This is a genomic window from Saccharothrix espanaensis DSM 44229, assembly GCF_000328705.1.
GTDB lineage: Bacteria > Actinomycetota > Actinomycetes > Mycobacteriales > Pseudonocardiaceae > Actinosynnema > Actinosynnema espanaense.
In genome coordinates, this window is the sequence record NC_019673.1 from 212,507 (window position 1) to 237,771 (window position 25,265).

Consider the following 25,265-nt stretch of genomic DNA (forward strand, 5'->3'; position numbering starts at 1 on the left):
CGCCTGTCGCGGGCGATCCGGCGGGCCGTGGTCCGCTAGAGTCCCAGGCCGATCAGGTCTTTTCGTGCGCATCCGGGAGACATTCGGTGTCGATGCCCAACGCCATGCAGCTGCACAAGGGGCCAGGTGTGCGCCGACCGGGCCTCGCCGACTTGAGGGACACCGCGTCGGCCGGTCCGCTGGGCCTGGACCCGACCGACGACGAGGTGACGGTCCTGGCCAAGGTCGTGTGGCGGATCGGGCACGCGATCGCCGAGGTCACCCGCGACCCGCGCAACCAGGAGGTGCTGCGCTACGCCTACCACCTCCCGCGCGACCCGGAACTGGCCGGCCTGAACCTGGACGGCCGATTGGCGTTGTTGGCCGTGCGGCGCGGCCGGGGGTGGGCGGCGAACACCACCAACAAATTGACCAACCGGCTCGCCGAGAAGGTCGTCGCGCACTGCCGGGACCGGCCGGCCCGACCCGCTCCGGCGGAGTTGCGGGAGCTGGTCCGAGCCGAACTCGACTTCCGGCGCGGCCGGATCGGGTCGACCGCGGTCGAAGTCCCGGGCGATTACTTCGCGCGGATGATCGAGGCGGTCAACACCTCCGCCCCCCGGCTGCTGGAGCTGCACCTGCCGCGGCAGCGGCTGTACTTCGACACCGCGGACGAGCGGTTGGTCACCGTGCGGACGCCCGCGCTCGGCGAGTACCTCTGCACGTTCCTGCGCCCCGACGGGCCGACCGAGTACCGGCGGGCGGTCGGGCTGCCGCCGGGCCGCGTGCGGTCGGCCACCGGTCGCCAGGTGCTGGACGCGCTCGCCCGCCACCCCGGCGTGGGCCTGGTGGTGGAACCGGTCGGTGTGTCGGAGTGCTTCCACTGGACGCCCGAGGACGTCGTCCGGCTGAGCGCGGAGGTGTGAGGTGGCCGGGTTCCGGGTCGACCCGGCCGAGCTCGCGCTGCTCGCGGGTCGGCTGGACGACGTCGCCGCCGCCGGGCGGGACCACGTGGCGTGGAAGTTCGACGTCGACACCGCGCGGCTGCCCGCCGACGACCCGCTGCGCGCGGCCGTCGAGGTCTACCAGCGCAGCCTGCGCGGCGCGCTGGACCGGCTGTGCCGGGAGACCGGGCTGACCGCGGACCGGCTGCGCGAGAGCACCGCCACCTACCTGGACGCCGACCGCGACGCCGCCGGCCCGCTCACCCGCGGGGGTGAGGGGAGTGGCCGGCCCTGACCCGGTCGACCCCGCGCCGGGCAACGCCGGGTGGGTGCGCGCGTTCGCCGAGTCGACGGCGGCGCAACGGGAACCGCTGGCCGACTGCGCGCACCGGCTGCCCGGACTGCGGCCGGTGTACTGGCAGGGGGCCGCCGCCGAAGGGTTCGTCGGCGCGCTGCACCGGCTGACCGGCGAGTGGCGCACCGCGCTGGCCGTGCAGGAGCAGGTGGCGGGCCGGGTGGACGGCTACAACACCTTCGTCCACCAGCTACCGCACCTCTGGGAGTCCTACCGGGACGATCCGGCCGAGCTGGACCGGCTCGCCGAGGTCCACCGCGCCACCGTCACCGAGCTGGCCCGGGACCTGGTGCTGCGCGCGGCCGAACTCGACGCGGTAGCGGTCGCGACGACCCCCGCCGACGACCCGCGCCCCGAGCCGTCCCCGCTCGCGGAGCCGCCCGCCCCGGACTTGGAGGTCGACCCGGACCCGCATGTCGCCGAGGAGCCGGCGGTCGACCCGGAGCCTGAGGTCGGGCCGGACCCGGTCGGGCCCGAGCCTCAGGACCTCCCGGCCCACGTCGACCTGGCCGCCGGCCCACCGGCCGCGTTCGTCGACCCGCCCGCCGCGTTGGCGGACCGCCTGCGGCGCACCGGACTCCTCCTGAGCCAGCTCCGCGAGGGCGAGCGGGTGCACCGGATCCCGCTCGACCACCTCGCGGCCGGCTGACCCCCGCGCCGAGCGGTCACGCCGTCCGGTCCGTCACGCCGTCCGGCGCGGTCACGCCGTCCGGTGTGGACCTTCCGCCGCCCACTGCGAGCCGACCAGGGAGTCGAGGTCGGACTCGACCGGACGCCAGCCCAGGGCGCGCAGCTTGGTGGTGTCGGCGCGCATCTCCCTGGTCTCACCGGGATGTGCTGGCCGGTGGTCGGCGGTCACCGGGACGCCGGTCACCCGGTGCACCGCCGCCAGCACGTCCGCCACCGAGGCCGGGGTCGCGCCGACGTTGTAGGCCTCGTGCCCCGGCGCTCGGTGCTCCAGCGCCAGCACGAACGCCCGCGCCGCGTCCGCGACGTGCACGAAGTCCCGCACCGCCGACCCGTCCCCGTAGACCTCCATCGACGGCAGCCGGCCCGCCGCCACCGCGCACGCCCTGGTCACCACTCGGGTCTCGTCGCGGTCGCCGCCGCCCGCGAGGTTGAACAGCCGCAGGGTCGCGGCGGACAGCGCGCCGGTCCGGGCGGTCCACGCCAGCGCGTCCTCGGCGGCGGCTTTGGTCGCCGCGTAGGGATTCGTCGGTACGCGCGGGTGCTCCTCGGTGAGCACGTGACCACGCGGCGTGCCGTAGACACCCGCGGTGGAGGCGAACACGAACCGGGGTGCTCCGGACTTCAGCAGACGAAGGGTTCCGGTGACGTTCACGTCGTAGTACGAGAGGGGGTCCTCGAACGATTCCCGCACGCGGGCCAGCGCCGCCAAGTGGATCACCCCGTCCGACGACGGGATGTCCGCCGTCCGGACGTCCCCGGCGAACGGGACGACCTCGTGACCCGCCTCGACCAGCTGTCCGACAATGCTTCGCCCCAGGTAGCCGCGGCTCCCGGTGACCAGAACGCGCATGACCGCCATCCCAGCACGGCACCACCCGGACGACGGTCGGCGGACCGGTGGAAATTGACCCTAAAGGTGTTGTCGTGCCCGGCCGATACAACCCAAGTGAGTTACCCGCATCCAGTCATGCGCACGAGCATCGAAGGCGTGCTCGCGGACTACGCCGTGCAGGAGGCCAAGCGCCGGCGCTTCCTGGAGACCGCCGCGGCCATCGTCGCGGCCGCGCCCCCGTCGGTGGACGACGCGCTGTTCGGCCTCACCCTCCCGTCCCTGGAGACGCACTCCCGCCGCGCCTTCCTGAGCCAGGTCGACCAGGTGCTTCGCGACGCCGCTCGATGATCTCGCGCGGTGCCCCCCACCGCCATCGGCAAGTGTCATCCGGTCGTTGCCAGACCGTGCTGGGCCGTCCCGCTCGCCTGCCTCTACAGTTCGTGGCACCCGGCGCTCGCCGGTTGTCTCGTCTGCTTCTCATAAAGCGAGTTCTCGGCGATGGATCATGTCCTTTCCGCGCTCCAAGAGCGCCTCGGCACCCTGTTCGGCGACCGGCTGGTCGTGCTCGCGGGCGGTACTCGGCTGAGTACCCGCGCCGGTGAGCTGCACCAGCTCGGGGCTCGCCACACGCTCGTGCTGTCGACGGACGATCACGCGCCGCTGCACGACTCCGGGGTGGCCCGCTGGGTCACGCTGGGCATCGCGGGCGGCTTCGTCGCGGTCGAGCAGAACCGGCTGACCCGGCTGCTGACCTCGCCCAACCGCCGGGTCCGGCAGGTCCTGGAGGACTTCGACCCGGCCGGCGAAGCGCTGGTGATCAGCACGCCGTACGTGCACACCCCCGAGTTCGCGGGCCGGCCGGTGCTCAACGCGCGCCGCCCCGAATGGGTGGAACTGGAGAACAAGACCACGATCGACGCGCTGTGGGACGAGCTGTCCGCGCCGCGCGCCCCGGCCGTGGTGCTGGACCTCGACTTCGAGGGCCTGTGGGACGCCACCCTGGAGCTGGACCGGGGCGCGGGCGTGGTGTGGTCCGGCGACGGGCCCGCCATCAACGGCGGCGCGAACTTCGTGCGCCGGGTCCGCGACCGCCAGGAGGCGCTCGACGCGTTCGAGGTGCTCCGGCCCAAGTGCGACTTCGTCCGGGTGATGCCGTTCCTGGAAGGCATCCCGGTCAGCGTGCACGGGATCGTGTTCCCGGACGGCACCGCCGTGCTGCGGCCGATCGAGATGGTCGTCCCGCGCCGCGCCGGCCAGGCCCGGTTCCTCTACGCGGGCTGCGCCTCCTACTACGACCCGCCGACCCGGATCCGCGAGGAGATGCGCAACCTGGCCCGCCGGGTCGGCGAGCGGCTGCGCGAGACCGTCGACTACCGGGGCACCTTCACCCTGGACGGCATCGCCACCGCGGACGGCTTCCTGCCCACCGAGATCAACACCCGCTACGGCGGCGCGATGACCTGCTTCGAGGACGCCCTCCCGCAGCTCCCGCTGGCCCTGGTGCAGGTCGCCCTGGTCGCCGGGCACGACCTCGGCGTCTCCTCGATCGAGTTCGAGGAGCTGCTGGTCAACGCCGCCGACGACTACCGGCAGGGCACGGTCGGCGCGAACGTCCGCGCGGTCAACCCGACCGAGACGGTGGAACGGCCGATCGTGTTCACCGAGTGGTCGTGCCGGTTCGCCCACCCCGAGGAGAGCCCGCACGGCGCGCTGCGGCTGCGGCCCTCGCCGCTGGGCGCGCGGCTGGAGCTGGACTTCTTCGCCGACCAGCTGCCGCCCGGCCGGCCCGTGGTGGCGCTGACGGTGGCCGCGTTCGCCCTCGCCGACCAGGAGTGGCAGACCGCGATGGGGCCGCTGGAACCGGCCGTGCCGGTCGAGGACGAGGTCGCGGCCGCGCCCGTGGTCGAACTGGACGCGGTCACCGCCTGAGCGCTCGACGAACCTCGTCCCCGGCGGCGCACTTCCGGTCGCGCCGCCGGGACGGGGACGTCAACCGTAGGCGGCCTGGAACGCGTAGCGGTAGCCCATCAGCTGGGCGGTGACCACCGCCGGCTGGTGGACCGGGTAGCCGCCGTTCTCGTAGGCGTGCAACAGGTCCGGGTCGCCCTGGGCGATCGCGTACGCCCACACGTCGTCGGTGCCCCCGTCCAGCAGCAGGTGCAGCACCACGCACGCGGCCTCCACCAGGTCCTGCGGGTGGGTGCCCGCGAACGCGATGCCCTCGGCGACGTCCACCACGTGCTTCGGGACCACCTCGGGCACCGCGATCGCCAGCGCCATCGAGCACGCGACCTCCGCGCCGCGCAACGCGTCGAACACCTTCGGCGCGCCCTTCGCCACGGCGTACCGCGCCTGGGTGATCCAGTCCGGCGGGCGGCGCGGGAGTTCGCGGCGCAGCGGGTTCCAGCGCCGGCGGGTGCGCCGGCCGACCTCGGTGAAACCCGCGCTCGCCAACGCCATCGCGGCCAGCAGGAAGATCACCCGATCGCGGGACGCCCCAGGGACCTTGTAGTTCGCGCCCAGCTCCACCAGGAACGGCACCGCGTGCACGCTCGCCTCGGAAACGGTGTCGTCGTCCAGCAGGCGTCTCTCCAACTCGTCGCACGCCTGCGCGTCGCCCTTCGCCGTGCGGCGCAGGAGGTCGTCCACGCCTGCGCCCCGGTCCAGCTCGGCCCACGGCGTCTCGTCCAAGCCTCGCAACGGGTCCGGTCGTCGCCAGGCGGGCGGCAGCTCCATGTGCGGGAAGCTAACCGATCGGTCCCGCGCAACGGCGCAACGGCGCGGGTGGGGATCACCCGGCCGAGGTCGTACGATCATCGGCGTGCGCGGACCCTCCTACAAGGTTGTCGACCTGTTCTCCGGCGCGGGCGGCATGAGCCTGGGGTTCCAAGCGCACCGGGACTTCACCGTCGTGGGCGCGGCGGACGCGCAGATCGGCAAGCCCTCCTCGCGGCTGGGGTCGTTGCGCTGCAACGGGACCTACCGGGACAACATCGGCGTCGACCCGTTGCAGGTCGACCTGGGCCGGCTCGACCCGGCGGTGCTGCGCGAGGTGTGGGGGCTGCGGCGGGGTGAGCTGGACGTGCTGGTGGCGTGCCCGCCGTGCTCGGGCTTCACCCGGATCACCGCCGCCAACCACCTGCGCGACGACCCGCGCAACTCGCTGGTCGGGCGGGTCGCGGCGTACGTGGCCGAGCTGCGGCCCCGGGTCATGCTGCTGGAGAACGCCCGCGAGCTGGTGAAGGGCAAGCAGCGGCACCACCTCGACGGGCTGGCCGACCAGTTGCTGGAGCTCGGGTACGAGGTAGACGCGTCGTCGCACATGCTGTCCCGGTTCGGGCTGCCCCAGCTGCGCGAGCGGGCCGTGGTGGTCGCGGTGGACCGCGGGGTGCCGCTGCGGACCATGGACGACCTGTGGGCCGGCTGGGAGGTGCGCCCGGCGGCCGTGACGGTGCGGCGGGCGATCGGCAAGCTGCCGTTCGTGGCGGCGGGCGCGGCCGACCCCGAGGACGCGATGCACGTGTCCCCGTCGTTCCGGCGCGGCCGGTCGCTGGACCGGATGAGGGCGATCCCGGCGAACGGCGGGTCGTGGGGCGACCTGGTGGGCTCGCCCGCCGAGCAGCTGCTCAACCCGGCCCAGCACAAGATCATCGAAGACGGGAAGTGGGGCTCGCACCCGGACGTCTACGGGCGGATGTGGTGGGACGAGCCGGCGCGGACCATCAAGCGGGAGTGCGGGCACGTCGGCAACGGTCGCTACGCGCACCCGGAGCAGGACCGGCTGTGCACGGTCCGGGAGATGGCGCTGTTGCAGGGGTTCCCCCGGAAGTTCCGGTTCGACGTGTCGATCATCGGCAACGCGTACCGGCATCTGGGTGATGCGGTTCCCCCGTTGGTGTCGTACCAGCTCGCGGCGTTGTGCAAGTGGATCCTCGCTGGTCAGCCGCCCACGGCGAAGGATCTGTGCCTTCCGGGGACGTCGCTGCGCGTGGGCGACGTTCGGCCGGTCGCCGCGGCGGACCTGGTCGCCTAGATCACTATTCCGCAACGGTGTTGCGTCGGTTCGGCTGGCCAGTTGCGACGTCGCGTGCATCATATATGCCCTGACCTGCGGTGATTCATTTCATGCGCCAGTGGTGCGGGCCATTCGACGGAATTCGAAACGCCCGTTCGGAGTGCTGTCGCGACTGGTCCGACCGGGTCTTCGATCATCCACAGTGGACCTTCCTGGTCCATTTTGGCTGATCGGAATGGGTGCTACGGACAGTGTCCCCCGTCCCCGTTCGGGGGTAACTCGATCGGATAGTGTTCCGGCCATTCCTGACCATCCGGTGTCGGCGCGCCCCTGTACCTACCTGTGCAGCCCGCCGGATCCGGCCAGGACCGCCGCCTTGAACGACACCAAGGGCTTTCAGCGAGCCTCAAGGAGACACATGGCACCCCGGTTGACCCTGAAGCGCATGGGGGCTGCGGTCCTCGGCGCCTCGCTACTGTTCGTGTCCGCCCTGCCGGCCGCGGCCGACGCCGTCAAGGTGACGCCGCACCCCGCGGCGGACGAGCCCGGCATGGGCGTGCACCTGCTGGACAAGCAGGGCAAGCCCGTCCGCAAGGACGGCGTGAACGCCGAGCTCATCGGGCTCAAGATCATCGAGAACGGCAAGGAGCAGACCGCCACCGCGTACTGCGTGGAGCTGCCGACGCCGCTGGAGGACAGCACTCCGCTGGAGGAGGTGCCCTGGAACGAGCACCCGAACCCGGACACCAAGTTCAAGCAGAACGCGGCCAAGGTCAACTGGATCCTGCACCACAGCTACCCGACCCTCTCGGTCGAGCAGGTCCAGACGGCGTTCGGCCTCTCCGACCTCAAGCGGAGCTCGGTCATCGCGGGCACCCAGGCCGCGATCTGGCACTTCACCGACGAGGTCACCCTCGACGAGAAGGACCCGACCGGCGAGAAGGACGACAAGGTCGACGCCGACGTCCTCGCCCTCTACAAGAAGCTCACCGGTCCGGACAACGTGGGCATCGGCGAGGAGCCGGCCCCGACCCTGTCCATCGACCCGAAGGAGCTCGAGGGCAAGGCCGGCACGCTGATCGGCCCGTTCACCGTCAAGACGACGGCGGACAAGGTCATCGTCGAGGCGAGCGTCCCCAACGGCGTGACCTTCACCGACAAGGACGGCACGCCGCTCGACATCGTGCAGAAGTCCGACGTCAACGCCAAGGCCGAGACCAAGGTCGGCGAGATCTTCGTCAAGGTCGACGAGGGCGTCGAGCCCGGCTCGGTCGAGTTCACCGTGCACGCCACCGCGCAGCTGCACCACGGCCGCTTGTTCGTGGCCAGTGACCGCAACAAGAAGACCCAGTCGCTGGTGATCGCCAAGCCGACCGACGTGGACGCCAAGGACAAGGCGAAGGCCAAGTGGTCGGAGAACACCACCACGACCACCACCACGACCGCGCCGACGACCACCACCACGGAGGAGACGACCACCACCGTCGCCCCCACCACCACGACCACCACGACGGCCGCCCCGGCCGGCCCCGGCACCAACGATGACGACCTGGCCTCCACCGGTGCGTCCATCTTCGTGCCGCTGCTGATCGGCATCGGCCTGCTCGGCGCCGGCGCCGCCGCACTGATCATCGTGCGCCGCAAGAAGACCGCGTAGCAACCCGACCCGCCTCGCGGCAGGTCCGCCACACACGTGGCCCAGGACGGCCCCCCTCCGAACTCCGGAGGGGGGCCGTTCCCCGTCCCCGCCCACCCTCTCTCCCCGCCGTGCCTCTCTGCCGTGTCCTCTCTGCCGTCCCCCGCCCAGCCAAACGATCCACACCCCCTGCCGGACTCCTGCGGGACTCTCGCCGGACTCTCGGCAGGGCCGTCCGATGTAGACCTGGACCCGACGGCTTACCTCGCACCGACCCGGCCATCACCGGGCCATGACATCGCGATGCCGTGACATGTGGCGGTCGGCCCATCGGCGTACGTCCACCGGAGGTAGCGTTTGCCCTGGGGACGCGGGGTCGATTCGGGTAGCCTGCGTCAGGAGTGCGAGGGAGCACGATGAACTTCGACGACATCAAGAACAAGGCGCTCGAACTGGCCGAGGAGAACCACGAGAAGGTGGACCAGGGCATCGACGCGGCCGCCGACTTCATCGCCGGCAAGTTCGGCCACGAGGAGCAGGTCAAGGGCGTGGCCGAGAAGGCCAAGGACATCCTCCCGGGTGGAGAGTGAATTCGTTCAACACGGCTGAGCGGGTGGCCCCCAGCGGGGAGGCCCGCTCTCCTTCCGCGCAGATCGTGACCTGGCAGGGCTACGACGTGGCCCGACTGGAGCAGGTCCGGTTCCTGCTGTCCGAACGCAGGCTGAGGGCGTCCGGGCGGCTGGTGTCGGCCGGGCCGGACGAGCAGTTCAGCGGGTCGTTCGAGGTGTCCGTCGGTGAGACCGGCGCGGTCACCCGCCTGCTGCTGCGCACCGCGACGGTGTCCGAGGAGCGGCAGATCTCGGTGTCCCGGTCGTCGGAGGGCGTCTGGCTGGTCGACGCGGGGCAGGGTGCCGAACGTGCGGACTTCGACGGCGCGGTCGACGTCGACGTCCAGTTCGCGGTCCTGTTCAACGCGATCCCGATCCGCCGGCTGGGCTTGCAGAACGAGCCGGGAGAGCAGGAACTGCCAGTCGTGTACGTGACCCTGCCCGACCTGTCGGTCCGCTTGGTGCGCCAGACGTACCGCACCGTGTCGGTGGGCGACGAGCAGTCGGTGGTGTCGTTCGAGAGCGGCGACTTCCAACAGGACATCACGGTCGACAAGACCGGCCTGGTACTGGACTACCCCCAAATAGCCCACCGCATCTGACCCTCTGAAGCTCCCCGCAGCTCCTTCCAGCGCGCGCAGAACACCCACCCATCACACAACCGGGTGATCAAAACATGAATGGGTACGGAAACACCGTTCCCGATACTCGGTGAAGCATGAGGTCACCCCGAACCCCCCCGGTACCGAACCACCCCGCACTCCCACCCCGTCCCGCCCCAGAGCCACGACCCCCAGCCAGCCCCAGCCAGCCCCAGCAGCCCCAGCAACCCACGCCCCAACGCCCCAACGCCCGCCGCAGCCACGCCCGCCGCAGGCACGCCGCCACGCGCCTGCCACGCGCCCGCCGCGCGGAGGCTGGCCGCGCGGGTCCCGCTCGCGCGGAGGGCGGGCGCGCGGGCGCCAGGCTCGCGGGTGCCGGGCAGTCGGGCCTGCGGAGACTGGGCCTGCGGAGACTGGGCCTGCGGAGGTCAGGGGCGCGGACGCCAGTCGGACGAACGGGCGCGAGCGGACTCGGACCCGAGGCGCGCACGCCGGTTGCACCCCGCACCCCCGGCGGCTCATGCGCGACATGCCCGCTCGTGCGCGTGAGTGGCGTTTGGCGTTGTGTTGTGAAGCGCCGCTAGACCCGGACGGCGATTGCCATTCCCTGGCCCACGCCTACGCATGCCGCCGCGATGCCGAGACCGCCGCCGCGTGCGCGCAGGTGTCGGCACAGGTCGACGACTACGCGGGGCATTGACGCGCCCAGGGGGTGTCCGTAGGCGATTGCTCCACCGTGGACGTTCACCTTCTCGCGGTCTACTTCCGGAAGGTGGTGCAGCACCGACAGGGCCATCGCGGCGAAGGCCTCGTTGATTTCCCAGAGGTTCACGTCGGTGCCTGAGATTTGTAGGCGGGACAACAGCTTCCGGATCGCGGTGACCGGGGCGAGGGTGAACCGGTGTGGTTCGTCGGCGGTCACCGCGCTGCCCAGGACTTCGCCGAGCGGGGTGATGCCCAGGTCTGCGGCCACCTGTTCGGTGCCCATCAGGACCGCTGTCGCGCCGTCGTTGATCGGTGACGAGTTGCCGGCGGTCACCGGGCCCGATTCGGAGAAGGCCGACGCGAGTTTTCCGAGCTTTTCCAGGGATGTTTCCGGGCGCACCGACTCGTCCCGGCGGACCGCCGAGCCGTCGCGCAGTTGCACGGGGAACGCGAAACCCTCGTGCACACCCGCGTCCCACGCCGCCGATGCCCGGCGGTGCGAGCGGAGCGCGTACATGTCCATTTGGGCGCGGGTGATGCCCAGCGCCACTGCGACGTCTTCCGCGGCGCGGCCCAACGGGACTGTCCATTCGGCGCGCATTCGGGGGTTCACCAGCCGCCAGCCGAGGGCCGTGGACACCGATTCCATCCGGTCCGCGAACGCCTTTTCCGCGCGTGGCACCACGAACGGTGCGCGTGTCATGCCTTCCACGCCGCCCGCCACAAGCAGGTCCGCGTCGCCCATCGCCAGCGCCCGCCCGGCTTGCACGATCGCCTCGCCGCCGGACGCGCACAGGCGGTTCACCGCGACCCCCGGCACGGTCGGCGGCAGGCCCGCGAGCAGGGCCGCCATCCGGCCGATGTTCCGGTTCTCCTCGCCCGCGCCGTTCGTGTTGCCGTACAGGACGTCGTCCACCCGCGCGGGGTCCACCCGGTGTCTGCGCAGCAGTTCGGTGATCGGCAGCGCGGCCAGGTCGTCCACGCGCACCCCGGAAAGTCCGCCGCGGTAGCGGCCGAACGGGGTGCGGGCGGCGTCGAGGATCAACGGGCGGTGCATGGGCATCATCTTGGCATCGGAGGGCGTTGCCGGCCCCTGCCTCTTGGACGGAAATCGAGTGGGGAACTCGTATCCAGTAGCCGGCATCCCGGAACCGCCGCAGCGTGGGGATACAAGAAGTTCGGCGGCCGCGAAGGACACGAGGCGGAACGGACATGAGGGAGGGGTGTCCGGGGGCGTGTGAGGGGCTAGTCGACTGAGAAGGAGATGAAGGCGGACATGGGGCGGGTGGTCGGGTCGGTGCCGAACAGTTTCACTTCCAGCATGTGCGGGCCCGGCGACAGGTCGCCGGTGTCCAGTGCCAAGCGGTAGTTCCCGGCCACGCCGGGGCCGCCCAGGTTCGTGGGCACGGCCGCCACCCGGTCACCGTCCAGGCGCACGGTGAAGCCCGCCAGGCCCGCCAGCCCGCTGCCGCGCTGTCCCGACCGCCCGTCTAGCACCAGGTCGAACACCACCCGGCCGCGTTGGATCGGCAGGCCGTCGGGCACCGGCCGCCCGGCCGCGTCCAGGACCTTGCCCTCGGCCCGTGCCAGCACCGACTCCAGCCCGTTCAACGGTGTCGTCTCGGCGCGAACCGGGCTCGGCGACGCACCGGGCGCGGCCGTGAGTTCCAGGTCGACGTGGGTGGCCTGCACGCGCAACCCGGTCACCACGGTCGCCCGCACGTGGTCGCTCTCGCGCACCAGCGCCGCGGCCGGCAGGTCCGCCACGACCGGGTAGCCGACGCCCGCCCGCCACGGCGCGCCGGGCACCGCCGGGCGCAGCGGCACGACCTGGTCGCCGACGGCCAGCGTGAACTCCGGCGCGGTGGGTGACGGGTCGGTGTGCAGGAGCGTCATCCGCAGTTGGCCGCCGGTCACGCCGGGGATCGTGGAACCCGAGGACGGCGCGGGCGCGGGGGCGACGGCCACCCGGACCTCGGGGGCGGGCACGGCCGGCGGGGCGGGCGCCGGGGCGGCGTCGAACGCGGCCAGGCTGAGCGTCACCCGCTGGCCGGTCGGCCCGGACACCGACACCAGCGCGGTCGCGTCCTTCCAGCCGGGCACGGCCGGGCTGGTGGCCACGACCTCGCCGTCGAGCAGCACCCGCGCGCCGTCGCGCCGCAGCGCCAGCTCCCAGCGGTGGGTCAGGCCCGGCTCCAGCACCGGGACCGCGCGCACCGGCGTGGTCGGCGCGCCCTCGGCGGTCAGCACCTCGGCGGTCGTCCTGCCGTTGCCGGACGCCACCCGCAGCCGGATCGCGCCCGGCGGCAGGCCGTCGCCGGCGACCGTGCTCACCGGGCCGGGCACCAGGTCGAGGGCCAGTTCGCCGTCGGCTCCGGGCGCGTCGGTCTCGACGACGAACCGGCCCAGGTCGTCGGCGTCGCGCAGCACGAACGGCGTGCGCGAGCGCAGCACGGCCGGGGCCGCCGCGCAGTTGCTGCTGATCACCAGCCGCCGGCCGTCGTCGTCGCGGCCGGGCGTGGCGCGGGCGCAGTTCGGCCGGACGGCGAGCCGCCAGCGGGCCGGGTCGGGCGCGTCGGCCTGGTCGAACAGGTCCAGCAGCGCGTACTCGCCCTCGGCGGCGGCCTTCGGCGTGGCCTGGCCGCGGGCCGGCTCCGACCGCTGCCCGAACGCGTCGACGGCGCGCACCTCGACCTCGTACCGCGTGCCGTCGGCCAGCCCGTCGACCTGGGTCGCGGTCTGGGCGACCAGCCGGTGCCGGTCGATCTTCCCGTCCCGGCCCCAGCCGATCTCGTAGCCCGGCGCGTCGCCGGTCCACAGCAGTTGGACCCGGCCCGGTCCGGCCAGCACCCGCAGCCCGCCCGGGGTCTCGGGCGGCGCGCCGGGCGTCGGCACGAGCACGCCTTCCGCGGCGAAGGGCGCGAGCGAGGTCGGCGGCGGCGCGGACGTCGTCGGCTTGGCCGCCGGGTCGTCGGGCCCGGTGGTGCGCAGCACCGCCACCACCCCGCCGAACAGCACCAGCCCCGCGGCGATGACGGCGACCCGGCGGCGATCCATGGCGTCAAGCTATGCGCCCGGGTGACCGGAATCACCAGGCGTTGCGCACCCGAGACCTAGCCCGCGCCGATCTCGAAGGACCGGTCGGCGGTCCCGGCACCGGCGCGTTCGTCCATCGGGAGCACCCGCACCGCCACCCGGTGTCGGCCACTCGGCAGCCCGGCCAGGTCCAGCACGAACTCGTGCCGCCCGCCGACCGAGCCGCCGGTGGGCAGGGTGACGATCCGCCGGTCGTCCAGGTCGACCTCGATCCCCTTGATCGCGGCGACCTCCCGGACCGGCTCGGCGGGCAGTTCGACCACCAGCCGCGCCCGGCCGCCGCGCGGGAACACGTCGGAGGGCCCGGTGTCGTGCACGACGACGACGTTCGGCGTGACGACCCGCACGTCCGGCAGGTCCCGGTCGGTGAGCCGGGGCAGCGGCCGCCCGGCCGGCAGTCGCTGGTCGTCCACGACCACGTGCGAGTCGTTGACCAGGAACTTCTGCGTGCCGCGCAGCCGGACGGCGGTGTCGGCGAGCGGGTCGGCGGACGGTTCGGGGAGCGGGAAGTCGGCGTAGAGGACGGCGGACTTGTCCGACCCGCCGGACGCCATGAACCGGGCGGGTGCGCTCCGCCCGCCGAACTCCACGGTGATCGGCACGTCCCGCACGTCCCCGCTGACCGCGATCACCGACGCGGTCACCCGCGCCGACCGGCCGCCTTCCAGCCGGCCCGCGGGCACCGTGCCCAGGGCGACCGCCTCGGCTTGGACGGTGCCCAGCCCGAGCGGCACGACCGACGCCGGGGCCGGGGCCGTCGGGGCGCCGCCGACGCCGAACACGTCGAGCTGGGTGTGCCGGGCGTTGCGGAACGCCAGGCGCGGCTGGACGACCGTCCACGGCACCGCGACCGACGCGGCGGCCAGCGCTTCACCATCGCGCAGCGCCACCACGGCGTCCGGCAGGACCCGCAGCTCCCAGCGGTGCCGCACGCCCGGTGTGGGCGGCAGCGACGTGCCGCCGATCGGCACCACCCGGGAGGTCGTCGGCACGCCGGGGCCGACGTCGAAGTCCGCCCCGTACGAGGTGATCCGCAAGACCACCGCGTCCGGCGGGAACGGCCTGGTCAGCCGCCCGATGTCGGGGAACGGTCCGGGCAGCAGCGCGACCAGCAGCTCACCGTCGCCGGCTCCCGCCGCGCCGGGGCCGTCGGTGGTGAGCACGACCCGGCCGACCGCGCCGTCCGGGCCCGGTTCGCCCAGCCGCAGCGGCACGTTGGACTGCAGGTCGAGCACGTCGCAGCCGACTTCCAGCCGCTTGCCGTTGAGCGGGCGCAGGCCCAGGCAGTCGGCGTTGCCGCCGTCGAACACCCGCCAGCGGCGCGGGCTGAGCGCTTCCGGGCCGTCGAACACGTCCAGCGGCTTCACCAGCGGGAGGTCCCACGAGTCGTCGTGGAGCAGCCGGGGCACCGCGTTCGCCACGGCCGGCGAGGACCGCCGGCCCAGGCCGTCGACCGCCCGCACCTCGACCACGACGTCGGTGTCGGCGTCGAGGTCGGCCAGCTCGGTCTCGGTCGTCCGCACCAGCCGCACCCCGCCGGGCCAGCGCACTTCGAACCCGCCGTGGGCGACCCCGTCGGTGGCCGTCCACGTGGCGCGCAGGCTGGTCCGGTCGGGCGCGGTGAGTCGCAGCCCGGTCGGTTCGCGCACCGCCGTGCTGTCGGCGACGTACTCCACGCGCTGGTCCAGGAACCTGGTGAGCTCGACCGGGGTGGGTGGGGCGGAGTCGTGGCGCAGGGCCACCACGGTGCCGGCGATCACCGCGAGGCCGCCGATCCAGGCGATGAGCTTGCCGCGCTCCACCCGGCCGACTCTAGGAGGTCCGCGCGAGCGCGGTGCTGCCGTTCAGCCCAACGACCCGGCCGCCGCGCGCCCCCAGCGCCCGCAGCGCGGCCAGGGCCTGCGGGGAGGTGAGGTCGACGGTCAGGTTCGCGCCGCCGGCCTCCTGCTGCTCGTCCAGGGTGAGCCGGGCCCGGTGCCCGGCCTCGATGGTCTTGGCCAGCCCGCCGGTCGAGGCCAGCGAGCCGCGGGCCGCGCCCAGCCGGCCCAGCGCGTCGTCCACCGCGGCCAGCAGCGCCGAGCGGTTGCCCTCGCACATCGCCCGGACCAGCTCGGGCCGGCTGCCCGCGACCCGGGTGCCGTCGGTGAACGACCCGGCGGCCAGTGCCAGCGCGAGCGGGCCGCCGTCCGCGCCGACGCTGGCCAGCACGGCGGCCAGCACGTGCGGCAGGTGCGAGATCCGGGCCACGGCGGCGTCGTGCTCGTCGGCGGTGGCGGGCACGACGTGCGCTCCGGCGGCCAGCGCGAGCCCGATCACGTCGGTCAGCACGTCCACGTCGGTGCCGTCCTCGGCCGACACCACCCAGGCGGCGTCGCGGAACAGGTCCGACCGCCCGGCGGCCCAGCCGGACGCCGACGTGCCCGCCATCGGGTGGCCGCCGACGTACCGGGCGGCCGGGGCGAGCCGCGCCACCAGGTCCCGCACCGGGCCCTTCACGCTGACCACGTCGGTCAGCCGGGTGCCGGCGGGCACCGCGCGCAGCACGTCCTCGACGTTGGGCAGCGGCACGGCCACCACGACCAGCGCGTCCTGCTCGCGGGCCCGGTCGAGCGCCTCGGCGAGCCCGGTGACGGCGTACCCGTCCCCGCGCGCGACCTCCGCGTCCTCTTCGGACGCCGTCGCGCCCCACACCGCCCGGCCGGCCGCCGCTGCCGCGCGCAGCACCGACCCGCCGATCAACCCCAGTCCGACCACGCACACGTCACGCACGGGGACATCCTGCCGGACGGGCCACCCGATCCCGGCGCTCGTGGCAACCGCCGCCGGCCGGCGGACGTCCTGACGGCATGAGGGTGGAGGTGCTGGACGGGCCGGGCGCGCGGGAGGCGGCCCGCTTGCTCGCGGGGTTCGGGGCCGGGCTGATCACCGTCGCGGTGGTGGCGCGGCCCGGCTTGGCGGCCCTGGTCGTCGGCACCCGGCCCGACCCGGCGGCGGACGCCGTGGTCACGCCGGATTCCGTGGCGCGGCTGTGGGAGCGGCGGGTGGAGCCGTTCGCGCTGCGCTGGGCCGGTCTGCGGATCGGCCGGCCGGGACCGCCCGTGCTGCACGACCACGACCCGGACCTGCCCGTCGTCGCGCGGCGGCTGCTCGACCGGCTGCGCACGGGCCTCGCGCGCGACGGCTGGACCTACGACCACATCGGTTCGACGGCGGTGCCGGGGCTGCGCGCGAAGCCGTTCATCGACCTTCAGGTGGGGGTGACCGCGCTGCCCGTCGAAGGCTCGCCGGAGGACGACCTGCTGGCCGCCGCCGGGTTCCGGCCGCCGACCGGCGTGCGGCCGGACGCGCCGGGCGTGCACCGCGACTACGAGCGGCAGCCTGGCCTGGCCCCGCCGGAGTCGTACCGCAAACGCTTGTACGTGCGGCCGGACCCGGTCGGACCGGCGATCCTGCACGTCCGGCTGGTCGGCTCGCCGTGGTGGGCGGAGACCGTGCGGTTCCGGGACCTGCTGCGCACCGACCCGGCCGTGCTGGCGGCGTACCAGGAGATGAAGGAGCGTTCCGCGCGCGAGCACGGGGGCGGCGACGACTACGACCACTACACCCGGGCGAAGTCCGCCTTCTTCACCGACCTGCCCCGAGCCGACCTGTTTTGACCGGGTAATTCGACCTGCCCTGACCGGGCTCGCCGATCCGCACCGACCGGGGACGCGGTTCGGTCCGCGTCCCCGGTCCCGGTGGTCAGCGCAGGGCGTCGAGCGCGAACGCGGTGTAGACGACCACGCCGTGCTCCATCGCCGACTCGTCGAACAGCACCCGGTTCGAGTGGTTGGGCTCGGCCCGGTCCAGTTCCACGCCGCGCGGGCACGCGCCGAGGAACGAGATCGCGCCCGGGACGCGTTGCAGCACGTAGGAGAAGTCCTCGGCGCCCATCAGCGGGTCGTCCATCGGGGCCGCCCAGCGGTTGCCCAGGGCAGTGGCGGTCACGTCGAGCACGTGCGGGCCGACCTCCGCGTCGTTCACCGTCACCGGGTAGCCGGGGATGATCTGGACCCGCGCGGTGCAGCCGTGCGCGGCGGCGACGTGCTCGCAGACCTGCGGCAGCTCCTTGTGGACCAGCGCCCGGGTGTCCTCGCTCAACGTCCGGATCGTGCCCTCGACCAGGGCCGTCTCCGGGATGATGTTGGTCGTGGTGCCGGCCTTGATGTTGGTGACCGACACGACGGCCGGCTGGTGCACGTTCACCCGGCGGGCGACCATCGTCTGGAGTGCGCCGACCAGCGCGGCGGCCGGCGGGATCGGGTCGACCGCGTCGTGCGGCATGGCCCCGTGGCCGCCGCGGCCGGTGATGGTCACGTGGAACGTGTCCGCCGACGCCATGGTCGGGCCGGGGCGGGAGACCACGACGCCGGATTGCAGCGTCGAGGTGATGTGCAGGGCGAACGCCTTCTCCACGGGCGTGCCGGCGGCGTCCAGGACGCCCTCGTCCAGCATGTGCTTCGCGCCGTGCATCCCCTCCTCGCCCGGCTGGAACATGAACACGACCTGGCCGGACAGCGCCTCGCGCCGCGTCGACAGCAGCCGGGCCGACGAGGCCAGCATCGCCACGTGGGTGTCGTGGCCGCACGCGTGCATCGAGCCCGCGGTCTCGGACGCGTACTCCAGGCCGGTCTCCTCCTGCAGCGGCAGCGCGTCCATGTCCCCGCGCAGCAGCACGGTCGGCCCCGGCTTCGCGCCGCGCAGCACCGCGACCAGGGACGTGCTGGACTTGCCGGTGGTGATCTCCAGCGGCAGACCCGCCAGCGAGTGCTGGATCGCCGCCTGGGTCGCGGGCAGGGCGAGGCCCTGCTCCGGGTGGCGGTGGATCTGCCGGCGCAAGGCGACCGTCCTGGGCTGTAGTGCACGTGCCGCCTCCACCAGCCCGGTGAACCGGGGCTCGGGTGCGCTCGTCTGTGCGTTCGGCAGAGTTGTGCTCATCCCTCGATAGTGGCATCGGAAAGGCCCTGATGCCTCCGGCCGAGCCCCCCGTGCTACCGGGTGCGGTGCGGTGGCCCTACGGTGTGCACATGGCACACCAGGAGCCGGTCAACGGCTTCGCTGTCGCGGTGGTTCGGGAAGACGGCCGCTGGCGGTGCAGCAGGATGGACGGCTCGGCGCTGTCCGAGCTCGACGCGGCGATCACGGAACTGCGTCAACTCCGCTCCACGGGTGCCGTCTTCGGACTGCTCGCGGTGGACGACGAGTTCTTCATAGTCCTGCGCCCGGTGCCCGGCGGGGTGGCGTTGCTGCTGTCCGACGCCGCGGCCGCGCTGGACTACGACATCGCGGCGGACGTGCTGGACCTCCTGCGGGTCGACCCGCCCGACGAAGAGGACGAGGAGCTGTGGCCGGAAGGCGATTTGGCCGTCCTCGCCGACGTCGGGATGCCCCAGCACGAGCTCCAGGTGATCGTGGACGAGGTCGACCTCTACCCGGACGAGCAGCTCCAGATGATCGCGCAGCGGTGCGGCTTCGGCGACGAGTTCACCAAGCTGCTGGACACCATCCAGGCGTGACGGGCGGGATCCGGGCGTGAGGGGCGAGGCGGACCGGGACCTGGTCCGGGCGGCCCTCGACGTCGCCCGGCGCGCGCCGCTGACCGGGGACGTGCCGATCGGCGCGGTGGTGTTCGGGCCGGACGGGGTGGAGCTGGCGCGGGCGTGCAACGCGCGGGAGGCGACCGGCGACCCGACCGCGCACGCCGAGGTGCTGGCCCTGCGGGCGGCGGCGGCCGCGTTCGGCGACGGGTGGCGGCTGGGCGGGTGCACGCTGGCGGTGACCGTCGAGCCGTGCACGATGTGCGCCGGCGCGCTGGTGCTGGCCAGGGTCGAGCGGGTGGTGTTCGGGGCGTGGGAGCCCAGGACCGGCGCCGTGGGGTCGCTGTGGGACGTCGTGCGCGACCGCCGGCTCAACCACCGGCCCGAGGTCGTGGGTGGCGTGCTGGCCGACGAGTGCGCGGCGCTGCTGGAATCCTTCTTCGCGGAGATGTGACGCCAGTCACATAAGCGTTATAGGCCGTTCGGACGAGGCATCCCACCGGTGGAAGGACCACTTGTCGGGAAGGGGAAAGTCGCCATGGGCGTTTTCGACCAGGCCAAGGACAAGGCCGAGCAGCTGATCGGCGAGGCCAAGGAGAAGCTGGGTCAGAAGTCCGGCAACGAGGACCTGGAGGCCTCCGGCAAGAAGGACCAGACCGTGGGCGAGGTCAAGGAAACCGGCCACGACCTGCGGGACAAGACTGCCGGCGCCGTCCAGGACGCGAAGGACAAGTTCTCCGGCGGCAACAGGTAGCCACCAGCTCCCAGGCCCGGGTCGGCACCCCCTCCGCGGTGCCGCCTCGGGCTTCGGCGTGCCCGACGGGTGACGTGGTCGCCTCGCTTCCGGCCGTCGCGGAAATAGCCCACGTGGGGGAACCCGCTGATCTGCGCGCAGGCCGCCCCGCTGTCACGATCGGAGGGTGTCCGTCGAGATCGCGGACGCCGCCCTGGCAGGCGGCGTCGCCAGGGGAGACTTGGCCGCGTTCGAGGTGCTGGTGCGGCGCTACTCGGGCCGGGTGTTCGGCCTGGCGTACCGGGTGCTGGGCGACCGGGCCGAAGCGGAGGACGTCACCCAGGAGGTGTTCGCCACCGCGTGGCGCAGGCTCGGCTCCCTGACCGAACCGGCCGCCGTCCGGACCTGGCTGTTCCGGGTGGCCTACCGCGAGTGCCTGGGCGTCCTGCGCCGGTCCCGGACCGACCCGGTGGACGAACTGCCCGACCGCGCCACCCCCGTGGGCCTGGGCCAGGGTCCGCGCGACCCGTCGACGGTGGCGGAGACGGTGGCGGCGGTGGCGGCGCTGCGCTCGGCACTGCGAGGACTGCCCGCACCCCAACGCGCGGCGTGGCTGCTGGCCGAGGTGGACGGGCTGTCGTACGCGGAGATCGCATCGGTGGTGGGGGCGACCGAGGAGTCCGTCCGAGGCCGCCTCGCACGGGCCAGGGTGCGCCTGGCCGAGGTGATGAAGGTGTGGCGCTGACCCCAGTGGAGATCGGGTGCGGCGGTCTTGTATTGTTCTCGGCGGTGGCGTGTCCGAGCGGCCGAAGGAGCACGCCTCGAAAGCGTGTGAGGTTAACGCCTCCGTGGGTTCAAATCCCACCGCCACCGCTCCGAACGGGGCCTGACCAGCGGAAACGCGGGTCAGGCCCCGTTCTCGTCCCGGAGGCCCGGGGACTGCGCGAGGCGCGGTACCGGCTCGTTGCCCGGTGGTGCGGCGTGGCTCGCGTTCACGGTGTGGGGCCCTCGCGTTATAGAGGCGTGGACAACGCCCGCTCGCACAATGGCGCGTCCGACATCCCCCGATCGCAAGGAGCGAGAGATGATCGAACGACTCGCGCACGTGCGCAAGCTGCTCACCGCTCTCCGGGCGGGAGCGGTGCTCGTCGTTGCCACCGTCGCGCTACCGCTGACCACGACAGTCGCCGGTGCCCAGGCCAACGAGGTGCGGAACCAGGTGGTCGGTCACTGGGACACCACCGTGCGATCGCCGGGCAAGCCACCGACCCGGGTCCTCTTGGAGTTCCGCCTCGACCTCCGGATCGAGATGCTCGGTCAGATCGGGGTGGGTGGCGAGCCGGTGTACGTCGGCACGGGCAGTTGGCGCGGCACCGGGCCGACTGCGCTGAGCTTCGACGTCACCCACCCGCTGCCCGCACCCGACGGCACCCTCCTCGGGAACATCCGCTGCCACCAGGAGGGCACCCTCTCCGCCGACCGGTTCAGCGTGTCGGGCGAGGCGTTCCTCGACCAACCGGACGGCACGACCGCCGGCCCCTTCCCGGTGTCGATGGACGGCGTCCGCGTCCGGAACTGAACGATCTGCTCCGGCGATCCGCTCGGTGCGGGGCGGACGCGGACAGCGGCCGAGGTCGACCGAGAGTGAGGGGGCGATCCACCTGTCGGCGGCGTTCTCGGGTTCGGCACGGTCGGTAGCGTGACCCTGGTCACGTGGCGGAGCGTGTTGAGGGGGTCTGCGGAGATGAGCGTTGCGGGTGATCAGAGTGCTGCGCCGAGTCCGGAAGAGGTCGGGGCGGCGTATGACGAGTTCGGGGACCTCTACGCGTTGACGATCGGGGACGTCGGGCTGCACATCGGGTTGTGGTCGCGGCCCGGGGAGAGGGCTCCGGCCGCGACGCTCACCGACCTGGCCAACCGGGCCCAGGAGCGGCAGACGGACCACCACCTCGAACGCCTCGCCCTCACCGCCGACGACCACCTGCTCGACATCGGGTGCGGCAACGGGCAGCCGGCGGTGCGGATCGCCGAGCGCAGCGGGGTCCGGGTCACCGGGATCACGGTCAGCCGGGAGCAGATCGCGCTGGCGGGTGCGGCGGCTCGGGCGGCGGGGCTCGCCGACCGGGTCGGCTTCGACCACGGGAACGTCCTGGACCTCGGCTTCGCGGACGAGTCCTTCGACGCCGCCCTGGCGATCGAGGTCTTCCCGCATCTCGCGGACCGGCAGCGCGCGTTCCGCGAGACCGCCCGGGTGCTGCGGCCCGGCGGCCACTTCCTGGTCAGCGACTTCACCGCACGCGGCACCCCGCCCCCGGACCAGGTCGACGCGTTCCGGCAGACCTGGCTCTGCCCGCTGCCGACCACGCCCGCGAAGGTGCTGGAGATGGCGGACGCCGCCGGCCTCGAACTGGTCGAGGTCGAGAACCAGACGCAGAACCTCTCCTTCTCCGGCGACCTGATGGAACTGCTCTACACCCAGCGGAAGGACGCGATCGTCGACCGCTACGGCGTCGAGCTGTTCGACCGGATGGCGCCCGTGGTGCGGTTGGCCTGCGCCTACACCCGCGATCACCTCGGCTACTACCTGTTCCTCTTCCGCAAGCCCCAGTAGTCGAGGTTGTCAGAGTGGCCTGGTGGTCGGGGGCTGGGTAGTCGAGGTGGTCCAGGTAGGCGCTCTCGCGTGCCCCGGCCATCGTGGCTCCGACCTGGGCGGCCGGAGGGGCGGGAAGGGACCGCCGGAGGCGTCGGCTTCCTCGTCAGGCCGCCGACGCCTCCGTCATGTGCGTTGTGCTCCGGTCTGGCGCTGGGAGGGCCACCGGACCGGCACGTGATCAACCCTACCCCATGATCGAACACACGTTCGAGTGATCGTGAAGGATCCCCCATGCGAGTTTGGCCACGCGGACGTTAGGTCCGTGGCCTACTCGCACGCATGGTCAACAGTTAGTGACCGCTTCTTTCGCAGTTCACTCGTTCCGGGGAGGATGCGCGGACCCGCCAACTTCCGGAGGATCCGTTGAGACCAAGTCCGCTCCGCGTCGGATTAGCGGCCGCCGCCGCTTCGGCCGTGTCACTCGCCCTGGTGACGCCCGCGTCCGCCGCGCCCAGCCCGGACGCCCTGATCGCCGAGGTCTACGGCGGCGGGGGCAACTCCGGCGCCACGCTCACCCAGGACTTCGTGGAGCTGGCCAACCGGGGCTCCGCGCCGGTGTCGCTGGCCGGGTGGAGCGTCCAGTACCTGCCCGCGAGCGCCAGTGCCGCGAGCCAGTGGCAGGTCACGCCGCTGACCGGTTCGGTCGAGGCGGGCAAGCGGTACCTGGTGGCCGAGGCCAGGGGCGCCGGCGGCACCGTCGAGCTGCCCGCCCCGGACGCCACCGGCTCGATCGCCCTGTCCGCCACCGGCGGCACGGTCGCGCTGGTCACCGCCACCGCCCCGCTGACCTGCAAGACCGCCGCCGACTGCGCGGCCGACACCCGCGTGCGCGACCTGGTCGGCTACGGCACGTCGACCGTCGTCCGCGAGGGCACGCCGACCGGCAACCTGGCCAACGCCACGTCCGCCGCGCGCCCGGCGCTCGACGACACCGACGACAACTCGGCCGACTTCGCCGTGGGCGCGCCCACGCCGGTCAACTCCAAGGGCCAGGGCCCCGGCGACGTGGAGCCGGAGCCCGAGCCCGGCGACAAGCGGATCCGCGACATCCAGGGCACCACCCGGGTCTCGCCGCTGCTCGGCGCGAAGGTCGCGGGCGTCCCGGGCGTCGTCACGGCCTCCCGCGCCACCGGCGACCGGGGCTTCTGGATCCAGGACACCGCGCCGGACGCCGACCCGCGCACCAGCGAGGGCGTGTTCGTCTACACCGGCAACCTCGCGCCGACCGCCGAGCCGGGCGACTCCGTCCTGGTCAGCGGCACGATCGCGGAGTACCGGCCGGGTGGCGACACGGCGGGCAACGCGAACCTGACGCTCACCGAGATCACCAACGCGACGGTCACCGTGCTGACCAAGGGCAACGCGCTGCCCGCGCCGATCGTGCTGACCCCGCCGGACGGGTTCATCCCGACCGCGGGCGGCGGCAGCATCGAGGCGCTCGACCTCAACCCCGCGGCGTACGGCCAGGACTACTACGAGTCCCTCGAAGGCATGTACGTCCAGGTGGACGACGCACGGGTGGTGGGCCCCACGAACAGCTTCGGCGAAACGTGGATCACCACGAAGCCACCCAGAACCCGACCGCGCGCGGCGGCACCAACTACCTCGGCTACGACCAGCCCAACAGCGGCCGGATCAAGGTCAAGGCCGGTAGCGCCACGCCGCAGACCAGCAACGTGGGCGACGTGTGGCGCGGCGCGACCGTGGGCAACGTCGAGTACACGAACTTCGGCGGCTACACGCTGGCCACGAAGTCCGTGGGCACCTACGCGTCCGGTGGCATCACGCCGGAGAAGACGGACGCGGCGCGCTCTCACGAGCTGTCCGTCGTCACGTACAACGTGGAGAACCTGGCCGCGACCAACGACCAGGCCAAGTTCGACCGCCTGGCCGCGGCCGTGGTGCAGAACCTGGCGTCACCGGACGTCGTGGTGCTGGAGGAGATCCAGGACAACAACGGCGCGACCGACGACGGCACGGTGGCCGCCGATGCGACGTTCACGAAGTTCGTGGACGCGATCGTGGCCGCGGGCGGCCCGCGCTACCAGTGGCGGCAGATCGACCCGCAGAACAAGACCGACGGCGGCGAGCCGGGCGGCAACATCCGGGTGGCGTTCCTGTTCAACCCGGCGCGGGTGTCCTTCGTGGACCGCGCCGGCGGCGACGCGACGACCCCGGTGTCCGTGGTGAAGCAGCACGGCCGCGCGGCGCTGTCCGCGTCGCCGGGCCGCATCGACCCCGCGAACCCCGCGTGGAACAGCAGCCGCAAGCCGCTGGCGGGCGAGTTCAAGTTCCGCGGTCGCACGGTGTTCGTGGTGGCGAACCACTTCAACTCGAAGGGCGGCGACCAGTCGCTGCACGGTCGTTACCAGGAGCCGGTGCGGTCGTCGGAGGTGCAGCGGGCGGCACAGGCCACCGCGTTGCGCGCGTTCGTGGACCAGGTGAAGTCGGTCGACAAGGGCTCGAACGTCGTCCTCGCGGGTGACATCAACGACTTCCAGTTCTCGCCGGCGATCGCCACGCTCACCGCGGGCGATTCGGTCGTGGACCTGATCTCGACGCTGCCGGCCGCGGAGCGCTACAGCTACGTGTTCGACGGCAACTCGCAGACGCTGGACCACATCCTGATCAGCTCGAACATCAAGCGGTACCGCTACGACGTGGTGCACATCAACGCGGAGTTCGCCGACCAGGCCAGCGACCACGACCCGCAGATCGTGAAGCTGCGCCCGAGCACGGGCAACGCGCAGGTCGACCAGTTGGTCTTCCTGCTGGAGGACCTGCTGGAGCACCTGCCCCGGCCGTGACCCGGTGAACGCGAGAGGCCCCGCCCGGACGAAC

The 25,265-nt window shown here is 72.9% G+C and carries 26 protein-coding genes, 1 tRNA gene and 1 pseudogene; 19 read left to right on the top strand and 9 right to left on the bottom strand.

Annotated features, from left to right (window positions below):
* Positions 1-86: 86 nt before the first annotated feature.
* Genes BN6_RS01025 through BN6_RS01035 form a run of 3 tightly spaced genes read left to right on the top strand, consistent with a single transcriptional unit; the run spans position 87 to position 1,927 of the window.
* Positions 87-905 carry a hypothetical protein gene (locus BN6_RS01025; protein ID WP_015097654.1) on the top strand — a complete coding sequence of 273 codons (819 nt, stop codon included), beginning with the start codon at positions 87-89 and terminating at the stop codon, positions 903-905.
* Between the two features lies 1 nt (position 906).
* Positions 907-1,218, top strand: a complete 312-nt coding sequence (locus BN6_RS01030) for a hypothetical protein (protein WP_015097655.1) — start codon at positions 907-909, stop codon at positions 1,216-1,218.
* A complete protein-coding gene (locus BN6_RS01035; protein WP_015097656.1) occupies positions 1,205-1,927 on the top strand; it encodes a hypothetical protein in 723 nt (240 codons plus the stop codon). The genes BN6_RS01030 and BN6_RS01035 overlap by 14 nt, the downstream gene beginning before the upstream one ends.
* 51 nt (positions 1,928-1,978) lie before the next feature.
* Here the strand turns inward: BN6_RS01035 and BN6_RS01040 are convergent, their stop codons facing one another.
* Positions 1,979-2,818 (bottom strand): NAD-dependent epimerase/dehydratase family protein, encoded by an 840-nt coding sequence (locus BN6_RS01040; RefSeq protein ID WP_015097657.1) that lies wholly within the window; start codon positions 2,816-2,818, stop codon positions 1,979-1,981.
* 117 nt (positions 2,819-2,935) lie between these two features.
* On the opposite strand from BN6_RS01040, the gene BN6_RS01045 reads away from it, so the two are divergent.
* Both BN6_RS01045 and BN6_RS01050 read left to right on the top strand, forming a co-directional pair.
* Positions 2,936-3,148: a hypothetical protein gene (locus BN6_RS01045; protein ID WP_015097658.1), complete on the top strand. Its 213-nt coding sequence runs from the start codon at positions 2,936-2,938 to the stop codon at positions 3,146-3,148.
* Between the two features lie 150 nt (positions 3,149-3,298).
* A complete protein-coding gene (locus BN6_RS01050; RefSeq protein ID WP_015097659.1) occupies positions 3,299-4,729 on the top strand; it encodes an ATP-grasp domain-containing protein in 1,431 nt (476 codons plus the stop codon).
* A 60-nt stretch (positions 4,730-4,789) separates the two neighbouring features.
* Here the strand turns inward: BN6_RS01050 and BN6_RS01055 are convergent, their stop codons facing one another.
* On the bottom strand, positions 4,790-5,536 hold the full coding sequence (locus BN6_RS01055) for a hypothetical protein (protein WP_015097660.1): 747 nt from the start codon (positions 5,534-5,536) through the stop codon (positions 4,790-4,792).
* 85 nt (positions 5,537-5,621) lie between these two features.
* On the opposite strand from BN6_RS01055, the gene BN6_RS01060 reads away from it, so the two are divergent.
* The 4 genes from BN6_RS01060 (at position 5,622) to BN6_RS01070 (ending at position 9,661) form a co-directional block, all read left to right on the top strand.
* Positions 5,622-6,833 (top strand): DNA cytosine methyltransferase, encoded by a 1,212-nt coding sequence (locus BN6_RS01060; protein WP_015097661.1) that lies wholly within the window; start codon positions 5,622-5,624, stop codon positions 6,831-6,833.
* Positions 6,834-7,260: 427 nt separating this feature from the next.
* A complete protein-coding gene (locus tag BN6_RS01065; RefSeq protein ID WP_158509334.1) occupies positions 7,261-8,472 on the top strand; it encodes a thioester domain-containing protein in 1,212 nt (403 codons plus the stop codon).
* Positions 8,473-8,867: 395 nt separating this feature from the next.
* Positions 8,868-9,041 carry an antitoxin gene (locus tag BN6_RS43145; protein WP_015097663.1) on the top strand — a complete coding sequence of 58 codons (174 nt, stop codon included), beginning with the start codon at positions 8,868-8,870 and terminating at the stop codon, positions 9,039-9,041.
* Positions 9,038-9,661 (top strand): putative glycolipid-binding domain-containing protein, encoded by a 624-nt coding sequence (locus BN6_RS01070; protein ID WP_015097664.1) that lies wholly within the window; start codon positions 9,038-9,040, stop codon positions 9,659-9,661. Before BN6_RS43145 ends, BN6_RS01070 begins: the two co-directional genes overlap by 4 nt.
* A 580-nt stretch (positions 9,662-10,241) precedes the next feature.
* Here the strand turns inward: BN6_RS01070 and BN6_RS01075 are convergent.
* The 4 genes from BN6_RS01075 to BN6_RS01090 all read right to left on the bottom strand — a co-directional run bounded on the left by BN6_RS01075 (position 10,242) and on the right by BN6_RS01090 (position 16,231).
* On the bottom strand, positions 10,242-11,423 hold the full coding sequence (locus BN6_RS01075; RefSeq protein WP_041311577.1) for a thiolase family protein: 1,182 nt from the start codon (positions 11,421-11,423) through the stop codon (positions 10,242-10,244).
* 188 nt (positions 11,424-11,611) lie between these two features.
* Positions 11,612-13,423, bottom strand: coding sequence for a fibronectin type III domain-containing protein (locus BN6_RS01080; protein WP_015097667.1), 1,812 nt, complete (start codon positions 13,421-13,423; stop codon positions 11,612-11,614).
* A 56-nt stretch (positions 13,424-13,479) separates the two neighbouring features.
* Complete coding sequence (locus BN6_RS01085; RefSeq protein WP_015097668.1) at positions 13,480-15,264, bottom strand: fibronectin type III domain-containing protein; 1,785 nt, start codon at positions 15,262-15,264, stop codon at positions 13,480-13,482.
* Between the two features lie 10 nt (positions 15,265-15,274).
* Entirely contained in the window at positions 15,275-16,231 is a 957-nt protein-coding gene (locus tag BN6_RS01090) for a prephenate dehydrogenase (RefSeq protein WP_015097669.1), read from the bottom strand.
* A gap of 77 nt (positions 16,232-16,308) precedes the next feature.
* On the opposite strand from BN6_RS01090, the gene BN6_RS43150 reads away from it, so the two are divergent.
* Complete coding sequence (locus BN6_RS43150) at positions 16,309-17,118, top strand: GrpB family protein (protein ID WP_015097670.1); 810 nt, start codon at positions 16,309-16,311, stop codon at positions 17,116-17,118.
* Positions 17,119-17,203: 85 nt separating this feature from the next.
* Here the strand turns inward: BN6_RS43150 and BN6_RS01100 are convergent, their stop codons facing one another.
* Positions 17,204-18,439 (bottom strand): M20 metallopeptidase family protein, encoded by a 1,236-nt coding sequence (locus BN6_RS01100; RefSeq protein WP_015097671.1) that lies wholly within the window; start codon positions 18,437-18,439, stop codon positions 17,204-17,206.
* 89 nt (positions 18,440-18,528) lie between these two features.
* Here BN6_RS01100 and BN6_RS01105 point away from each other — a divergent pair, with 89 nt between their 5' ends.
* From BN6_RS01105 to BN6_RS49910, 8 genes and pseudogenes are all read left to right on the top strand, one after another.
* Positions 18,529-19,017, top strand: coding sequence for a tRNA adenosine deaminase-associated protein (locus tag BN6_RS01105; protein ID WP_051075917.1), 489 nt, complete (start codon positions 18,529-18,531; stop codon positions 19,015-19,017).
* A 16-nt stretch (positions 19,018-19,033) separates the two neighbouring features.
* The gene (locus BN6_RS01110; protein ID WP_015097673.1) at positions 19,034-19,492 is read left to right on the top strand and encodes a nucleoside deaminase; all 459 of its coding nucleotides are present in this window, start codon (positions 19,034-19,036) and stop codon (positions 19,490-19,492) included.
* Positions 19,493-19,576: 84 nt separating this feature from the next.
* Positions 19,577-19,792, top strand: a complete 216-nt coding sequence (locus BN6_RS01115) for a CsbD family protein (protein ID WP_015097674.1) — start codon at positions 19,577-19,579, stop codon at positions 19,790-19,792.
* A gap of 166 nt (positions 19,793-19,958) precedes the next feature.
* Complete coding sequence (locus BN6_RS01120; protein ID WP_015097675.1) at positions 19,959-20,516, top strand: RNA polymerase sigma factor; 558 nt, start codon at positions 19,959-19,961, stop codon at positions 20,514-20,516.
* Positions 20,517-20,559: 43 nt separating this feature from the next.
* Positions 20,560-20,644, top strand: a tRNA-Ser gene (locus BN6_RS01125).
* A 211-nt stretch (positions 20,645-20,855) separates the two neighbouring features.
* Positions 20,856-21,350 (top strand): hypothetical protein, encoded by a 495-nt coding sequence (locus BN6_RS01130; RefSeq protein WP_015097676.1) that lies wholly within the window; start codon positions 20,856-20,858, stop codon positions 21,348-21,350.
* A gap of 165 nt (positions 21,351-21,515) precedes the next feature.
* Entirely contained in the window at positions 21,516-22,382 is an 867-nt protein-coding gene (locus BN6_RS01135; RefSeq protein WP_015097677.1) for an SAM-dependent methyltransferase, read from the top strand.
* A gap of 471 nt (positions 22,383-22,853) precedes the next feature.
* Positions 22,854-23,135: pseudogene (locus BN6_RS49910) on the top strand (lamin tail domain-containing protein); the annotation flags it as partial.
* Positions 23,136-23,266: 131 nt separating this feature from the next.
* Here the strand turns inward: BN6_RS49910 and BN6_RS49915 are convergent.
* The gene (locus BN6_RS49915; protein ID WP_331712622.1) at positions 23,267-23,608 is read right to left on the bottom strand and encodes a hypothetical protein; all 342 of its coding nucleotides are present in this window, start codon (positions 23,606-23,608) and stop codon (positions 23,267-23,269) included.
* 18 nt (positions 23,609-23,626) lie between these two features.
* Complete coding sequence (locus tag BN6_RS49920) at positions 23,627-23,854, bottom strand: hypothetical protein (RefSeq protein ID WP_331712623.1); 228 nt, start codon at positions 23,852-23,854, stop codon at positions 23,627-23,629.
* Between the two features lie 120 nt (positions 23,855-23,974).
* On the opposite strand from BN6_RS49920, the gene BN6_RS49925 reads away from it, so the two are divergent.
* Complete coding sequence (locus tag BN6_RS49925; RefSeq protein ID WP_015097679.1) at positions 23,975-25,231, top strand: endonuclease/exonuclease/phosphatase family protein; 1,257 nt, start codon at positions 23,975-23,977, stop codon at positions 25,229-25,231.
* Positions 25,232-25,265 lie beyond the last annotated feature (34 nt).

What these genes read in the sequence shown, in the direction of transcription:
- BN6_RS01040 (WP_015097657.1), bottom strand. Translation starts at nt 2,818, where the DNA reads ATGCGCGTTCTGGTCACCGGGAGCCGCGGCTACCTGGGGCGAAGCATT.
- BN6_RS01045 (WP_015097658.1), top strand. Translation starts at nt 2,936, where the DNA reads ATGCGCACGAGCATCGAAGGCGTGCTCGCGGACTACGCCGTGCAGGAG.
- BN6_RS01050 (WP_015097659.1), top strand. Translation starts at nt 3,299, where the DNA reads ATGGATCATGTCCTTTCCGCGCTCCAAGAGCGCCTCGGCACCCTGTTC.
- BN6_RS01055 (WP_015097660.1), bottom strand. Translation starts at nt 5,536, where the DNA reads ATGGAGCTGCCGCCCGCCTGGCGACGACCGGACCCGTTGCGAGGCTTG.
- BN6_RS01065 (WP_158509334.1), top strand. Translation starts at nt 7,261, where the DNA reads ATGGGGGCTGCGGTCCTCGGCGCCTCGCTACTGTTCGTGTCCGCCCTG.
- BN6_RS43145 (WP_015097663.1), top strand. Translation starts at nt 8,868, where the DNA reads ATGAACTTCGACGACATCAAGAACAAGGCGCTCGAACTGGCCGAGGAG.
- BN6_RS01075 (WP_041311577.1), bottom strand. Translation starts at nt 11,423, where the DNA reads ATGCACCGCCCGTTGATCCTCGACGCCGCCCGCACCCCGTTCGGCCGC.
- BN6_RS01080 (WP_015097667.1), bottom strand. Translation starts at nt 13,423, where the DNA reads ATGGATCGCCGCCGGGTCGCCGTCATCGCCGCGGGGCTGGTGCTGTTC.
- BN6_RS43150 (WP_015097670.1), top strand. Translation starts at nt 16,309, where the DNA reads ATGAGGGTGGAGGTGCTGGACGGGCCGGGCGCGCGGGAGGCGGCCCGC.
- BN6_RS01100 (WP_015097671.1), bottom strand. Translation starts at nt 18,439, where the DNA reads ATGAGCACAACTCTGCCGAACGCACAGACGAGCGCACCCGAGCCCCGG.
- BN6_RS01105 (WP_051075917.1), top strand. Translation starts at nt 18,529, where the DNA reads ATGGCACACCAGGAGCCGGTCAACGGCTTCGCTGTCGCGGTGGTTCGG.
- BN6_RS01115 (WP_015097674.1), top strand. Translation starts at nt 19,577, where the DNA reads ATGGGCGTTTTCGACCAGGCCAAGGACAAGGCCGAGCAGCTGATCGGC.
- BN6_RS01130 (WP_015097676.1), top strand. Translation starts at nt 20,856, where the DNA reads ATGATCGAACGACTCGCGCACGTGCGCAAGCTGCTCACCGCTCTCCGG.
- BN6_RS01135 (WP_015097677.1), top strand. Translation starts at nt 21,516, where the DNA reads ATGAGCGTTGCGGGTGATCAGAGTGCTGCGCCGAGTCCGGAAGAGGTC.
- BN6_RS49920 (WP_331712623.1), bottom strand. Translation starts at nt 23,854, where the DNA reads ATGCTGCCGCCGCCCGCGGTCGGGATGAACCCGTCCGGCGGGGTCAGC.